This window comes from Pinisolibacter sp. DMC100 (assembly GCF_056313705.1).
Genome location: NZ_JBQUZT010000001.1, coordinates 1,325,416 through 1,340,231 on the forward strand (window position 1 = coordinate 1,325,416; position 14,816 = coordinate 1,340,231).

Genomic DNA, 14,816 nt, shown 5'->3' on the forward strand with positions numbered 1-14,816 from the left:
CGGATTCTCCTCAATGGGCTCCGACGACGCCGCGGCCGAGCACGTAGACCACGACGAAGAGGAACAGCCAGACCACGTCGACGAAGTGCCAGTACCAGGTCGCCGCCTCGAAACCGAAGTGCTGCTTCGGCGTGAAGTGGCCCTTCTCGGCGCGGATCAGGCAGACCGCCAGGAAGATCGTGCCGACGATGACGTGGAAGCCGTGGAACCCGGTCGCCATGAAGAAGCTCGCGCCGTAGATCGAGCCGGAGAAGCCGAAATGGGCGTGGGCATATTCGTAGGCCTGCAGGCAGGTGAAGAGCATGCCGAGCACCACGGTCGCGGCGAGCCCCTGGCGGAAGCCGGCGCGGTCGTCGTCGATCAGGGCGTGGTGCGCCGCCGTCACCGTGGTGCCGGAGAGCAGCAGGATCAGCGTGTTGAGCAGCGGCAGGTGCCACGGATCGAAGGTCTCGACCCCGTGCGGCGGCCACACCCCACCGGTGAAGGCGGCACGCAGATACTGCGTGGCCTCGCCGGGGAAGAGCGCGGCATCGAACCACGCCCAGAACCAGGCGACGAAGAACATCACCTCCGAGGCGATGAACAGGATCATGCCGTAGCGCAGGTGCAGGCCGACGACCGGCGTGTGATGGCCGGCATGGGCCTCCGACACCACGTCCGCCCACCACGAGCCCATGGCGTAGAGCAGCAGGACGAAGCCGGCGACGAAGATCCACGGCGTGGCGATGTCGAGGCCGGCGATCACCAGATGGTCGCCCATCCGCCAGCGGAAGAGGCCGATCGCGCCGATCGCCGTGACCAGTGCCGCGAAGGACGTCACCAGCGGCCAGGGGCTCGGGTCGACGATGTGGTAGGCGTGATTGCGGGCGTGGGCGTCAGCCATGGCCGTCCTCCCTGGGCGGTGTCGTCGTCTCGGGTCGGGTTTTCCCCTGTTCGGCGGCGCGTTGCGGCTCGCCGACGGGGAAGAACGAGTAGGAGAGCGTCAGCGCGGAGAGCCCGGCGACGTTCTTGTCGGTGTCGATGTCGCGGTCGACCCAGAAGGTCACCGGCGCCTCCAGCACCTCGCCCGGCTTCAGCGTCTGCTCCTCGAAGCAGAAGCAGGCGAGCTTCATGAAATGCGGCGCGGCGAGCGCCGGCGTCACGTTGAAGGCGGCGACGCCGCGCTGGACTTGGGTCGACGTGTTCTCGATGCGGAAATTGACCGTGACCGTCTCGCCGAGCGGCACCGTCACCGTGCTCTTCTCGGCATGGAACGACCAGGTCAGCGCGCCGCGCACGTTGGTGTCGAAGCGCACCTCGATCGGCCGTCCCGGTGCCTCGGTCGGCGCGGCGGTGGCGACGAGCGGCGTGCCGCCGTAGCCGGTGGTGGCGCAGAACCAGCGATAGAACGGCACGGCGGCGAAGGCGGCGCCGAGCATGACCACGGCGAGGCCGGCGGCCGCGATCCCGACGCGTCCGTTGGCCCTGGCCGCTCTCGCCCGATCGTCCGCCGCGCCGGTCATCCCGTGACCCCCGGCAGCCGGAGGCCGAGCTTGGCCAGCGTCACGACGTAGAACAGCACGACGAGCCCGGCGAGCACGACGCCGAGGGCGATGTTGCGGGCACGCCGGGCCGAGAGTTCGGCCGCGGTCGGTTCGTGGAAGAAGCGGCGGGGATATCCGGTCGGTGCGTTCATGGGGTGGCCCTCAGGCGAAGAGGCGTTCGGCCGCGATCGCCGCGAAGAGCGCCGTCAGCCACAGGATGGAAAAGGCGAAGAGCCGTCCGCAGGCCTGCCGTCCCGCAGCCCCTTCGCGACGGGTGAAGACCAGCGCCGCCAGCCCGACGAAGAGCGCGCCGCCGATCCCGGCGACGAGGCCGTAGGCGAGGCCGGCGAGACCGAGGGCGAAAGGCGCCAGCGACACCGGCAGCATCAGCACGGCATAGGCGAGGATCCGCCGCCGCGTCGCCGCGGTGCCGGCGACGACCGGCAGCATCGGCACGCCGGCGCGCATGTAGTCCTCGGACTTGAGCAGCGCCAGCGCCCAGAAGTGCGGCGGCGTCCAGAAGAAGATCACGGCGAAGAGCAACACCGGCAGAAGCGCGATCGACCCGGTCGCCGCCGCCCAGCCGACGACCGGCGGCAAGGCGCCGGCCGCGCCGCCGATGACGATGTTCTCGACCGTCCGCCGCTTCAGCCACATCGAATAGACGACGACGTAGTAGAAGATCGTGAAGGCCAGCAGGAAGGCCGCGAACCAGTTGGCCGAGAGCCCGAGCAACAGCACCGAGCCGACCGACAGCACCATGCCGAAGGCGAGCGCCTGATCGGCGGTGATGCGGCCGGCGGGGATCGGCCGGTTCTTCGTCCGGCTCATCACCGCGTCGATGTCGGCGTCCCACCACTGGTTCAGCGCGCCCGACGCCCCGGCCCCGAGCGCGATGGCGAAGACCGACACCGCGTCGATGAGCGGATGGGCGGCGTGGGGCGCCACGATCATGCCGACCAGCGCGGTGAAGACCACGAGCGACATGACGCGCGGCTTGAGCAGGGCGAAATAGTCGCCCGGCGTCGCCGTCGAGAGCCTCGTCGCCGTCGAGAGCCGTGCCGGGCTCGAAAGGCCGATGTCGGTCATGGTCCACGCTCCTCGGATGGGATCGGCGGTGGCGGGGCCTCGCGGCCCCGTCGCCGGCGTTCTCAGTGTTCGGCGTCCTCGGCGATGACCGGCAGGGTGTCGAACTGGTGGTAGGGCGGCGGCGACGAGATCGTCCATTCGAGCGTCGTCGCACCGACGCCCCACGGATTGTCGCCCGCCGGGATCTTGTCGCGGAACGCCTTCCACACGCCGAAGAAGAAGATCAGCACCGAGAGCCCCGAGATGTAGGAGCCGTAGGACGAGATCTGGTTCCACCCCGCATAGGCGTCGGGATAGTCGACGTAACGACGCGGCATGCCGGCGAGGCCGAGGAAGTGCTGCGGCATGAAGATCATGTTGACGCCGATGAAGGCGATCCAGAAATGCATCTGGCCGATCGCCTCCGAATACATGTAGCCGCTCATCTTCGGGAACCAGTAGTACCAGGCCGCAAAGATCGCGAAGACGGCACCGAGCGACAGCACGTAGTGGAAGTGGGCGACGACGTAGTAGGTGTCGTGCAGCACGCGGTCGAAACCGGCGTTGGAGAGCTGCACGCCGGTGACGCCGCCGATGGTGAAGAGGAAGATGAAGCCGATGGCGAAGACCATCGGCGTCTTGAACTCGATCGAACCGCCCCACATCGTGGCGATCCACGAGAAGATCTTCACGCCGGTCGGCACCGCGATGACCATGGTGGCGGCGACGAAATAGGCCTGGGTGTCGACGTCGAGACCGACCGTGTACATGTGGTGCGCCCACACCACGAAGCCGACGACACCGATCGCCACCATCGCATAGGCCATGCCGAGATAGCCGAAGACCGGCTTCTTCGAGAAGGTCGCGACGATGTGGGAGATGATGCCGAAGCCCGGCAGGATCAGGATGTAGACCTCGGGGTGACCGAAGAACCAGAACAGATGCTGGAACAGGATCGGATCGCCGCCGCCCTCCGGCTTGAAGAAGGCCGTGCCGAAGTTGCGGTCGGTGAGCAGCATGGTGATGCCGCCCGCCAGAACCGGCAGCGACAGCAGCAGCAGGAAGGCCGTCACCAGCACCGACCAGGCGAAGAGCGGCATCTTGTGCAGCGTCATGCCCGGCGCGCGCATGTTGAGGATGGTGGTGATGAAGTTGATCGCGCCGAGGATCGACGAGGCGCCGGCGATGTGCAGCGACAGGATGGCGAAGTCCATCGCCGGCCCCGGCTGGCCGGTCGACGACAGCGGCGGATAGATCGTCCAGCCACCGCCGACGCCGTTGGCGCCGGGCGGTCCTTCCACGAACATCGACATCACCAGCAACGTCAGCGCCGGCGGCAACAGCCAGAACGAGATGTTGTTCATCCGCGGGAAGGCCATGTCCGGCGCGCCGATCATGATCGGCACGAACCAGTTGGCGAAGCCGCCGATCAGCGCCGGCATCACCATGAAGAAGATCATGACGAGGCCGTGCGCCGTGGTGAAGACGTTGAACGTGTGCGGATCGGTGAAGATCTGCATGCCCGGGTTTTGCAACTCCATGCGGATGGCGATGGAGAGCGCCCCGCCGACGACGCCCGAGAGCATCGCGAAGATCAGGTAGAGCGTGCCGATGTCCTTGTGATTGGTCGAGAACAGCCAGCGCTTGATGCCCTTCGGCGGCCCGTGATCGGCATGGGCTCCGGCATGACCGTGTCCGGTCGCATCATCAATCGATTTGAAGTCGGAATGGGTATCGACGACGGCCATGAGGGCCTCCCTTTCGGGAACGGACGGGCGGGGTTCAGCGGGCGGCGAGGCGCTGGCGCGCTTCGTCGGCCTCGATCAGGGCGGCGAGCCGGGCGCGCGCCGCGTCGAGATCCTTGCGGGCGGTCTCGGACCAGGCCGCATATTGCTCGGCCGTGACGACGCGGACCGCGATCGGCATGAAGGCATGATCGCGACCGCAGAGTTCCGAGCACTGGCCGTAGAAGACGCCGGTCTTGTCGGCCTTGAACCAGCTCTCGTTGAGCCGGCCCGGCATGGCGTCCATCTTCACGCCGAAGGACGGCATCGCCCAGGAATGGATCACGTCGGCGGCGGTGATCTGGAGGCGCACGACCTTGCCGGCCGGCACGATCACCTCGTTGTCGACCGCCAGCAGCCGCGGCTGCTTCGCCGGGTCCTTGCGATCCTCGTCCTTCAGGATCACCGCGTCGAAGGCGACCGGCTTCTGCTTGTCGGAGACGAGGTCGGAATATTCGTATCCCCAGTACCACTGGTAGCCGGTGACCTTGATGGTGACGTCGGCCGGCGGGATCACCATCTCCTCGTAGAGGAGGCGGAAGGAGGGGATCGCCAGCGCCACCAGGATCAGGATCGGCACGACGGTCCAGGCGACCTCGAGGCCGGTGTGATGGGTGGTGCGCGACGGCACCGGATTGGCCTTGGCGTTGAACTTGATGGCCACCACCACGAGCAGCGCCAGCACGAACAGCGTGATCGGGATGACGATCCAGAAGGTGAAGGCGGCGAAGCCGTGGATGTGTTGATGGACGATCGTGTTGGGCGCCTGCATGCCGATCTGCCACGGCTCGGCGCGCCCGTCGGCGAGAGCCGGGGCGGCGAACACGGGCAGAGAGAGCAGCGCGGCCGCGAGCGACCGAATGCGGAACGGCGGAACCTTCGTCGAAGTCATCGTTCGACACCCCCCTTCCCGACGGTTCGCCGCCCTCCCGTCCGAGGGCGACGTCCGTCCGCGTCCTTCATCGTGTTGCCGGCGCTTCCCCTCGAAGCGTCGGCGGATCCGGGTTCCGCACGCCCCTGAGGGCGTCGATCCCGGATGCCTCGACCGAGCCGGAAGACGCGCGGCTCCAATCGATTAGATAGACTACGCCCGAAATTCGACGAGTGGCAATGGCCTTCTACGGATTTACCCGTACGCAGCGGCAACGGGGTTTCCACCGCGTCGACGCGCCGTCGCGAACGCTCACGGAACCGCCACGATCGCGGGCGACAAGGGGCCGCCCCACTGGCGCAGGCACCCCGCGTCGGGCAACGTGGGCGAACCTTTTGACGTCGATTCGCGGACCCTTCCGCGACACGAGGAGAGACGAAGCATGACCGTGATGCCGGCCGGATGGATCGTCCGTCGCGCCGCCGCTCTTTCGGGTGCGGTGCTGGCCCTGGGCCTCGCGACCGCCGCCCCCGCCTTTGCCCAGGGTGCGGTGAAGTCCGCCCACGGCGACTGGCAGGTGCGTTGCGACACCCCGCCGGGCGCCAAGGCCGAGCAGTGCGCGCTGGTGCAGAACGTCACCGCCGAGGACCGTCCCAACGTCGGCCTCTCGGTGATCGTGCTGAAGACCGCCGACAAGAAGCAGCGCATCCTGCGCGTGCTCGCGCCCCTCGGCGTGCTGCTGCCCTCGGGCCTCGGCCTGAAGATCGACCAGACCGACATCGGCCGCACCCCCTTCGTGCGCTGCCTGCCCAACGGCTGCGTCGCCGAAGTGGTGATGGACGACAAGCTGCTCGACCAGCTGAAGGCCGGCACCAACGCCACCTTCATCGTCTTCCAGACCCCGGAAGAGGGCATCGGCATCCCGATCGCCCTCAAGGGCTTCGGCGAAGGCTTCGACAAGCTGCCGTGAGGCGGGGCGCGCCCCCGCCACGATGCGACACGATTTCGAAGGGCGGTGCCGCGAGGCGCCGCCCTTTTTCGTGCGCTCTGCAACCGAAAGGATACGGTTTCCTCGTCATATCGCATGTGGTGCGCGATCCTCGGCGCCGGCCGACGAACGATCGGAGCGATCCCATGCTGAGACGCGGTTTCCTCCTCGGCCTCCCGAGCCTCGCGCTGGCCCTCGCCGGCTGCGGGTCGCGCCCGCGCACGGTGGTCTATCGCCTCGGCGAGAGGTTGGCGGCATGACGACGTTTCTGAAGTGGGCGGCGTTCGTCGTCATCGCGCTCATCGCTCTGGTCGCTGCCTTCGTCGGCTGGTTCCGGTGGTCGTATCCGAGCGACTCGGCGAACTACCGGCTGACCGTGGCAGTCGAGGTCGGCGATCGGGTCGTCTCCGGCCATTCGGTCCTCAACATCGCCGGCGGAATGGCCCCACAGTGGTTCGGTGCCCGGCTCAAGGGCTGGTCGCGCGTGCGCGGCGAGGCGGTCGGGGTCGACCTCGGCCCGCGCGGACGGCTGTGGATGGTGATGACGCGCCCGCCGGCCTATCCCGACTCCTTCCTCGGCAATCTGGCCGGAACGCTCTACGCGCGCGCCGGGGTCATCCCGAAGGAAGGCGGCGGCGGAGCGGCGGAGTACCGACGCCGCAGCAAGGCGATCGCCGCCTACCGGACGCCGATCCCCCTCCTGCCGAGCGACTTCCCCCTGTTCGTCCGCTTCCGCGACGAGGCCGATCCGGAGAGCCTCGAACTGGTCGACCCGGCGAACTTGGCGGCGAGCTTCGGCGAGGGCGTGAGGCTGAGAGAGGTCACGATCGCCATCACCGACGATCCACCGACGCGAAACGTCGAGAAGGCGTTGCCTTGGCTCAAACCCGTTGGATGCAAGAGATTGGGTCTTTTACGCGCAAAACACGAATTTGCGAAAGACTATACGCAAATTGAACGCGTGACGGCCAGCGATTTATCGATTTCTATTTGCTCTGACGAGAAGAGGTGATGGCAATCGCTGCGGAACTCGCTCTCTCGATTCTTGCAATGGATGCCTGCGATCAAGTTTGCCAACCGCCGTGACCTGCGTTGGTCAATCATCGGCGACTGGGTCGGATCTATCGATCTCCTCCCTCCGCTCTCGCCATCCGCCCCGTCGCGCCCTAGATTGACCGGACGAACCCGCATCGCTCCGGAGTATCCCCCGCCCATGGCCGCGACCGACAAGACCGATCTCTTCGCCCTTTCCGGCCTCGATCCGGAGGTGGCGCGGCGCATCACGAGCGCGGCGCTCGACGGGGCCGACGACGGCGAGCTCTATGTCGAATATGCCCAGTCCGAGGCGCTGACCTTCGACAACGGTCGCCTCAAGGGCGCCTCCTTCAACACCTCTCAAGGCTTCGGCCTGCGCGCCGTCACCGGCGAGCTGACCGGCTTCGCCCATTCCGGCGAGATCTCGGAACCGGCGCTGCGCCGCGCCGCCGATGCCGTCTCCGCCGTGCGCGGCGGTCGCGCCGGCACCTGGGCCGATGCGCCGAGCCTCACCAACACCCGCCTCTACACCGACGAGAACCCGATCGGCGCGCCGAGCTTCGACGAGAAGGTGAAGCTGCTCGCCGAGATCGACGCCTATGCGCGGGCAGCCGACCCGCGCGTGCGTCAGGTCACCGCCTCGCTCGCCGCCACCTGGTCGGTGGTCGAGATCCTGCGGCCCGACGGATACCGGGTGCGTGACGTCCGCCCGCTCGTCCGCCTCAACGTCTCGGTGGTGACCGGCGAGGGCGATCGGCAGGAGGCCGGCTCCCACGGTTTCGGCGGCCGCGAGGGCTTCGCCCGCTTCGTCTCGCCCGACCGTTGGCGCCATGCCGTCGACGAGGCGCTGCGCCAGTCGCTGGTCAATCTCTCGGCGGTGCCCGCGCCCGCCGGGACCTTCGACGTGGTCCTCGGCCCCGGCTGGACCGGCGTGCTGCTGCACGAGGCGGTCGGCCACGGTCTCGAGGGCGACTTCAACCGCAAGAAGACCTCGGCCTTCGCCGGCCTGATGGGCGAGCGCGTCGCCGCCCCCGGCGTCACCATCGTCGACGACGGCACGCTGCCCAACCTGCGCGGTTCGCTCTCCTTCGACGACGAGGGCACGCCGACGTCGTCGACCACGCTGATCGAGGACGGCATCCTCGTCGGCTACATGCAGGACCGCCAGAACGCCCGCCTGATGGGCGTCGCGCCGACCGGCAACGGCCGCCGCCAGTCCTATGCGCACCAGCCGCAGGTACGCATGACGAATACATACATGAAGGCCGGCGAGATGGACCCGGCCGAGATCCTGTCGTCGGTGAAGGACGGCATCTACGCCGTCAACTTCGGCGGCGGTCAGGTCGACATCACCTCCGGCAAGTTCGTCTTCGAATGCACCGAAGCCTACCGCATCGAGGGCGGCAGGATCGGCCCGGCGGTCAAGGGCGCCATGCTGATCGGCAACGGCGCCGACGCGCTGACCCGCGTCCGCATGATCGGCAACGATCTGATGCTCGACCCCGGCATCGGCACCTGCGGCAAGGGCGGCCAGGGCGTGCCGGTCGGCGTCGGCCAGCCGACGCTGCGCCTCGACGGCATCACCATCGGCGGCACGCGGGTCTGACCCGGAGGGCGGGCTCGTCGCGGGCTCCCCGATTGCCCCGAGATGATCCCGCCGCCGCCTTCTCGTCGCCACATCGGCTGGCCAGTCTTCCCCCCGTCGGCACGTCGGCGGGGGTCTCGCTTCGCGGTGCCGAAATCCGATCATTCTGCCGGGAGCGGGTTCATGGCCGTCGACGCGGGCGTCGCGCGCATCGCCTCCACCATCCCTTTCGCCGCGCCGCTGATCCTGATCGGCGCGGCGATGGTGATGGTGCCGATCTTCAAGCGTCTCGGCCTCGGCTCGGTGCTGGGCTATCTCGCCGCCGGCATTCTCGTCGGCCCGGCGGTCTTCGGCTTCTTCGACGACCCGGCCGAGATCATGCACTACGCCGAACTCGGCATCGTGCTCTTCCTCTTCCTGATCGGCCTGTCGCTGAAGCCGTCGCGGCTGTGGGCGATGCGGCGCGACATCTTCGGCCTCGGCCTCGCCCAGATCGTGGTGACGGCGGCGGCGATCGCCGGCTTCGCCATTCTGGTCTTCGACCTGCCGTGGAAGGGTGCGCTGGTCGCCGGCGCCGGCCTCGCGCTGTCGTCGACCGCGCTGGTGATGCAGTTGCTCGAGGAGAAGAACGAGACGCAGAGCGCCTTCGGCCGCAAGGCCTTCGCCATCCTGCTGATGCAGGATCTGGCGATCGTGCCGCTCTTGGCGCTGCTGCCGCTCCTGTCGCCGCAACCGGCGCTCGGCGGCACTTCGTTCCTCACCGCGCTCGCCGAGGTGCTCGGCGCGGTGGCGATCGTCGTGGCGGTCGGCCGTTGGCTGCTCAATCCGCTCTTCCGCATGCTGGCGGCGGCCGGTGCCCGCGAGATCATGACGGCGGCGGCGCTCTTCGTGGTCATCGGGGCGGCGAGCCTCGTCTCGCTGGTCGGCCTGTCGATGGCGACGGGCGCCTTCCTCGCCGGCGTGATGCTGGCGGAATCGAACTTCCGCAACCAGCTCCAGGTCGACATCGAACCCTTCCGCGGCCTGCTCCTCGGTCTGTTCTTCATGTCGGTCGGCATGACCATCGACGTCGGCGTGGTCGGACGCTGGTGGGATCAGATGCTCGAGGGCCTCTTCGCCCTCGTCCTGGTCAAGATCGGCGTCCTGTGGGCGATCGCCCGCCTCGCCCGGGTGCCGCGGGTCGACGCCATCCGCGTCGCCTTCGTGCTGGCGCAGGGCGGCGAATTCGGCTTCGTGCTCTATTCCGCCGCGGTCGGCGCCGGCGTCATGCCGAAGGAGCTCGGCTCGGTACTGATCACCGTCGTCACCTTCTCGATGGCGCTGACGCCGCTGGTGGTCGCCGCCGGCAACGCCATGCTCGGCCGCAAGAAGGCGGTGCCGGCGATGGAGGAGGACTACTCGCAGGCCGACGGCACGGTGGTGCTGATCGGCTTCGGCCGCTTCGGCCAGATCCTGTCGCAGATGCTGCTCGCCGAGGGCATCGACCTGACCATCATCGACAAGGACCCGTCGATGATCCGCTCGGCCGGCCGTTTCGGCTTCCGCATCTTCTACGGCGACGGCACCCGCCTCGACGTGCTGCGCTCGGTCGGCGCGGATCGGGCCCGGGTGGTGGTGGTGGCGACCGAGAACCCGGCGGTCACCAACCGCATCGTCGAACTGGTCAAGGCCGAGTTCCCGCTCGCCCGCGTCCATGCCCGCGCCTTCGACCGCGCCCATGCGCTCGAGCTGCTCGATCGCAACGCCGACTTCCTGGTGCGCGAGACCTACGAATCGGCGGTTCTCGCAGGCCGCGAGACGCTCCAGGCCCTCGGCATCGACGCCGAACGCGCCGCCGCGATCGAGGAGGACGTCCGCCGTCGCGACCTGACCCGGCTCGCCCTGCAGCAGACCGACGGCCTCCTCGCCGGCGCCGCCATGGTCCACCAGCGCACCCCGCCGCGGCCCGAGCCGCTGGAACCGCCGCGCCGGCCGGCGCGTGCGCTGTCGGAAGAGACCCGCGACGTGACGGAAGACGACGAGAATCCGCCGGCGGATGTACGCGTCGCGAGTGGTATTTGAGCAACAGCACCTCGGTGAATGTCCTGCCGCAGCGTCGCAGTCGTTGCGCGCACCGATAGGGGATTCACAGAGCGACCGAACGTGCTAGATTCCGATTCGCAACACATTCCAGGGGGATTACCCATGAAGACCGTTCGTATCGTCGTTCTCGCCCTCGTCGCCGCTGCCGGCCTCTCCGTCGCCGGTTGCGCCAAGGCCCCGGCTCCGGCTCCGGCCGTCGTCAAGGGCTGATGCTCGTGGGCGAAGCGGGTTCGGGCGCTCGCCCGGCCCCGTGACGCGACGACATTGCTTTCGGAAGAGCGGTACCGGCGACGCCGGTGCCGCTCTTTCCGTATGAGCGGCTCTCTTCGTCCATGCGGCCGGCGGATCGCGCCCCGGACGGCGCTTCACCGTCTCGAGAGGTGACGCGACCGCGTCTTGTCGCTAGGATGGGTCTTCGATTTTTCAGGACACGACCACCGACATGAACCGTTTCGAGCCCTCCCGCCGCGGCGGCGAAGCCCAGATCCGCTATCTCGACGGCGATTTCCAGATCATCTCCAACGGTTCTCACGTCGTCTGCGCCGTGACCGGGGCGACGATCCCGCTCGACGAGCTGCGCTACTGGAACGTCGATCGCCAGGAGCCCTACGTCGACGCCGAGGCCTCGCTGCGTCGTCACCTGCAGATCGTCGGCCGCGGCTGAGACCGTCTCAGCGCGTCGGCGAACCGGCCGGGCCGAGCGCTGCGGCGATCAGATGTGCCAGCCGCATCTCGTCGTCGAAGACGAGGCCGATCTCCACCACCCGGATCTTCGCGGCGAGCCGTGCCAGCGGCCCCTGACCGCGCACCAGCCTGACCGCGTCCTTGGCCGTGGTGGCGAGATCGCCGTCGACGGCGGTGGCGCGACGGATCAGGTCGGCCGCCTCCTCGCCGCTGAAGGTGTGGTGATCGGGGAAGGCGACGAAGTCGGCGACCAGTGCGCCGCAGGCCTCGAGGGTGGCGGCGAACTTGGCCGGCCGGCCGATGCCGGCGAAGCCGACGATGCGTCGACCCTTGACCACTTCCGGATTGCGCGCGGCGAGCCGCGCCGTCAGGACCGGAATGCCGGCCTCCGTCGCGCCGGCGATCAGCCCCTCGGTGGTCGGGTGAATGCCCTCGCCGTTGTCGACGACGATCAGCGCGTCGGCCTTGGCGAACTGCACCTCGAGCGGCGCCCTGAGCGGCCCCGCCGGCATCACCCGGGCATTGCCGAGGCCGGAGGCGCGATCGACCACCACCAGCGACAGATCCTTGCCGAGCCGCGGGTTCTGGAACCCGTCGTCGAGGATGACGAGGTTCGCGCCCATCCGCTCGGCCTCACGCGCGCCGGCCAGACGATCGCGGGCGACGATCGTCGGGGCGACGCGGGCGTGCAGCAGAGCCTCGTCGCCGACGTCGCCGGCGTCGTGGCGCGACGGATCGACCCGTAGCGGCCCGCGTTCGCGCCCGCCGTAGCCGCGGGTGACGACGAAGGGCGCGAGACCCGCCTCGCGTGTCAGGCGGACGATGTGGTCGACGGTCGGCGTCTTGCCGGCGCCGCCGACCGTGAAGTTGCCGACCGCGATCACCGGAATGCCGACCCGGCCGGCCGGCGGCCGCATCATCCGTGCGCCGGTGATCATGCCGTAGAGGGCGGCGAGCGGCGCCAGCACCCGTGTCAGCGCGCAGTCTTCGGCCCAGATCCGCGCGTGCCAACGATTCATGCCGCCGGCTCCCGTTTCCGCGCCGCCTCGAGCACCGGCGCCAGCGCGTCGAGCGTGCGGCCGAGCGCGCCGGTCGACCGGTCGACGACCGAACGCGCGGCGCCCGCGATGGTCTCGCGATGCTCGCGCGTCGCGTGGAGGTCGAGGATCGCCGCGGCGAGATCGGCCGCCCCGTCGATCGTCACGGCGCCGCCACAGGCGTCGAGATCGGCATAGATCTCCGCGAAATTGTGGGTCGAGGGTCCGTGCAGCACGACGCAGTCGAGCCGCGCCGGTTCGATCGGGTTCTGCCCGCCGCGCGGCGTCACCGATCCGCCGACGAAGGCCATCGGCGCCAGCCGGTAGACGAGGCCCATCTCGCCGATCGTGTCGGCGAGATAGATGTCGGTGCCCGGCCCCGGCATCTCGCCGTGCGAGCGCGAGGCGACCGAGAGACCGAGATCGGCGAGATCGGCCCGGAGCGCGTCGCCGCGTTCGGGATGGCGCGGCGCGATCACGGTGAGGACGCGCGGCAGGCGCTGGCGCACGATGCGGTGCGCCTCCGCCGCCATCAGTTCCTCGCCCGGATGGGTCGAGGCCGCCGCCCAGGTCGGGCGCTGACCGATCACCCCCGTGAGGCGCGCCAGCTCGCGCGGGTCGTGACCGAGCGCGGCACCGTCGAACTTGAGATTGCCGGTGACGACGGTCTGGCCGACGCCGAGCGCCTTCAGCCGTTCGGCGTCGCCGTCGTTCTGCGCCAGCGCCCCGTCGAGCCGGCCGAACAGCGCTCGTGCGATGCCGTCGAGCCGCGCCCAACGGCGGTGCGAGCGCTCCGACATGCGGGCGTTGACCAGCACCAGCGGAATGCCGCGCCGACGCAGCCGATCGACCGTCGCCGGCCAGATCTCGGACTCGACGAAGAGCGCCGCGCCCGGGCGCCAGTGGTCGAGGAAGCGGTCGATGTTGACGTCGACGTCGAGCGGCACGAACTGGTGGATGGCGCCGACCGGCAGACGGTCGGCGGCGATCCGCGCCGAGGTCACGGTGCCGGTCGTCGTCAGCACGACGAAGCCTTCCTGGGTCAGCCGCTCGACCAGCGGCAGAACGGCGACGGTCTCGCCGACGCTCGCGGCGTGGACCCACACCAGCGGTCCGCAGGGGCGTCGGCGGCGGGGACTGCCGAGCCGCTCGTGGCGGCGCGAGCGGTCTTCCTTGCCGTGGCGGGCGCGCCATTCCAGCACCAGCCCGAGCCCCGGCCGCAGGAAACGGCCGGTCGCACGGTAGAGCGTCAGGGCGGCTTCGCCCAGCATGTCAGGCATCCTTGCCTCCGGCGATCTCGTAGGCGCGGCGGAAGAGGCGATCGAGTGTCTCGCCGAGTTCGCGACGTATGGTCTCGATCGTCGCTTCGTCGGCATCTTCGGGAACGTCGATCGGTTCGCCGAACACCACCACGAACCGCCCGAACGGCAAATTGAAGGCGGCGCGGTCCCACGAGCGCATCCGCATGCGTCGCGAGGTGACGGCGGCGATCGGAAGGATCGGCACGCCGGCGCGCCGGGCGATCTGCACGATGCCCTCGCCCGCCACCTTGCCGACCTTCGGCACGTCGGCGGTGATGGTGATGGCATAGCCGTCGCGCAGCATGCGGACCGCCTCGACGAAGCCGCGCACCCCGCCGCGCCGCGCTACTTCCGCGCCGTCGCGCCCACCGGAGGCGCGGATCGTCGCCGCGCCGAGCTTCTCGGCCACCAGCGCGTTGAGGTCGCCGTCGCGCGAACGCGAGATCATCGCCGCGAGTTTCCACGTCTTCGTCGACGCGACGAAGGGGAACATGAAGTGCTCGCCGTGCCAGGTGGTGGCGATCAGGCCGCGCGGTTCGAACCGCTCGAAGAAGTCGGCGGGTTCCTGGATGCGGCGGCAGGTGCGGTTCACGAGACGGAAATAGGCGGCGATGAAGCCGGCGACGAAGCGGCGGAAGGCCGGCTTCTCGACGAGTTTCTTCAGCATGCCGCCGCTCCCGGTTCACCCGGCCGAGCGGGTGCGAGCATGCCTCTCGTCACGGCGATCGGTCTCGCCGTGGTCATGTCGCGCATCATCGCAGGAATTCGCCCCCGAACTCGATTTCGGAGAGACTCCATAGCGCCGATCTCTCGTCGCGTCACCCTCGACATTTCAACACGGTGTCGCAGCGACGCGAT

The 14,816-nt window shown here is 69.0% G+C and carries 14 protein-coding genes; 5 read left to right on the forward strand and 9 right to left on the reverse strand.

What is annotated here, in order from left to right:
* Nucleotides 1-10: 10 nt before the first annotated feature.
* The 6 genes from ACT541_RS06080 to coxB form a co-directional block, all read right to left on the reverse strand.
* Nucleotides 11-883, reverse strand: a complete 873-nt coding sequence (locus tag ACT541_RS06080; RefSeq protein ID WP_476135091.1) for a cytochrome c oxidase subunit 3 — start codon at nucleotides 881-883, stop codon at nucleotides 11-13.
* The gene (locus ACT541_RS06085) at nucleotides 876-1,502 is read right to left on the reverse strand and encodes a cytochrome c oxidase assembly protein (RefSeq protein ID WP_476135093.1); all 627 of its coding nucleotides are present in this window, start codon (nucleotides 1,500-1,502) and stop codon (nucleotides 876-878) included. The genes ACT541_RS06080 and ACT541_RS06085 overlap by 8 nt, the downstream gene beginning before the upstream one ends.
* Nucleotides 1,499-1,675: a hypothetical protein gene (locus tag ACT541_RS06090; protein ID WP_476135095.1), complete on the reverse strand. Its 177-nt coding sequence runs from the start codon at nucleotides 1,673-1,675 to the stop codon at nucleotides 1,499-1,501. The genes ACT541_RS06085 and ACT541_RS06090 overlap by 4 nt, the downstream gene beginning before the upstream one ends.
* A gap of 10 nt (nucleotides 1,676-1,685) precedes the next feature.
* Nucleotides 1,686-2,612 carry a heme o synthase gene (locus ACT541_RS06095; RefSeq protein WP_476135097.1) on the reverse strand — a complete coding sequence of 309 codons (927 nt, stop codon included), beginning with the start codon at nucleotides 2,610-2,612 and terminating at the stop codon, nucleotides 1,686-1,688.
* Nucleotides 2,613-2,674: 62 nt separating this feature from the next.
* On the reverse strand, nucleotides 2,675-4,339 hold the full coding sequence (gene ctaD / locus ACT541_RS06100) for a cytochrome c oxidase subunit I (protein WP_476135098.1): 1,665 nt from the start codon (nucleotides 4,337-4,339) through the stop codon (nucleotides 2,675-2,677).
* A 34-nt stretch (nucleotides 4,340-4,373) separates the two neighbouring features.
* Complete coding sequence (coxB, locus tag ACT541_RS06105; RefSeq protein ID WP_476135100.1) at nucleotides 4,374-5,267, reverse strand: cytochrome c oxidase subunit II; 894 nt, start codon at nucleotides 5,265-5,267, stop codon at nucleotides 4,374-4,376.
* 430 nt (nucleotides 5,268-5,697) lie between these two features.
* Between coxB and ACT541_RS06110 the strand changes: the two genes are divergently transcribed.
* The 5 genes from ACT541_RS06110 (at nucleotide 5,698) to ACT541_RS06130 (ending at nucleotide 11,600) form a co-directional block, all read left to right on the forward strand.
* Nucleotides 5,698-6,216, forward strand: a complete 519-nt coding sequence (locus ACT541_RS06110) for an invasion associated locus B family protein (protein WP_476136048.1) — start codon at nucleotides 5,698-5,700, stop codon at nucleotides 6,214-6,216.
* A gap of 274 nt (nucleotides 6,217-6,490) precedes the next feature.
* Nucleotides 6,491-7,246, forward strand: coding sequence for a hypothetical protein (locus tag ACT541_RS06115; protein ID WP_476135101.1), 756 nt, complete (start codon nucleotides 6,491-6,493; stop codon nucleotides 7,244-7,246).
* Nucleotides 7,247-7,447: 201 nt separating this feature from the next.
* Nucleotides 7,448-8,875, forward strand: coding sequence for a metalloprotease TldD (tldD, locus tag ACT541_RS06120; RefSeq protein ID WP_476135102.1), 1,428 nt, complete (start codon nucleotides 7,448-7,450; stop codon nucleotides 8,873-8,875).
* Between the two features lie 162 nt (nucleotides 8,876-9,037).
* Nucleotides 9,038-10,915: a monovalent cation:proton antiporter-2 (CPA2) family protein gene (locus tag ACT541_RS06125; RefSeq protein WP_476135104.1), complete on the forward strand. Its 1,878-nt coding sequence runs from the start codon at nucleotides 9,038-9,040 to the stop codon at nucleotides 10,913-10,915.
* Between the two features lie 463 nt (nucleotides 10,916-11,378).
* Entirely contained in the window at nucleotides 11,379-11,600 is a 222-nt protein-coding gene (locus tag ACT541_RS06130) for a DUF2093 domain-containing protein (protein ID WP_476135106.1), read from the forward strand.
* A gap of 7 nt (nucleotides 11,601-11,607) precedes the next feature.
* On the opposite strand, the gene lpxK is transcribed toward ACT541_RS06130, so the two are convergent.
* Genes lpxK through ACT541_RS06145 form a run of 3 tightly spaced genes read right to left on the reverse strand, consistent with a single transcriptional unit; the run spans nucleotide 11,608 to nucleotide 14,625 of the window.
* A complete protein-coding gene (lpxK, locus tag ACT541_RS06135; protein WP_476135108.1) occupies nucleotides 11,608-12,639 on the reverse strand; it encodes a tetraacyldisaccharide 4'-kinase in 1,032 nt (343 codons plus the stop codon).
* Entirely contained in the window at nucleotides 12,636-13,937 is a 1,302-nt protein-coding gene (locus tag ACT541_RS06140) for a 3-deoxy-D-manno-octulosonic acid transferase (protein WP_476135110.1), read from the reverse strand. The genes lpxK and ACT541_RS06140 overlap by 4 nt, the downstream gene beginning before the upstream one ends.
* Nucleotides 13,930-14,625: a lysophospholipid acyltransferase family protein gene (locus ACT541_RS06145; protein WP_476135111.1), complete on the reverse strand. Its 696-nt coding sequence runs from the start codon at nucleotides 14,623-14,625 to the stop codon at nucleotides 13,930-13,932. The genes ACT541_RS06140 and ACT541_RS06145 overlap by 8 nt, the downstream gene beginning before the upstream one ends.
* Between the last annotated feature and the right edge of the window lie 191 nt (nucleotides 14,626-14,816).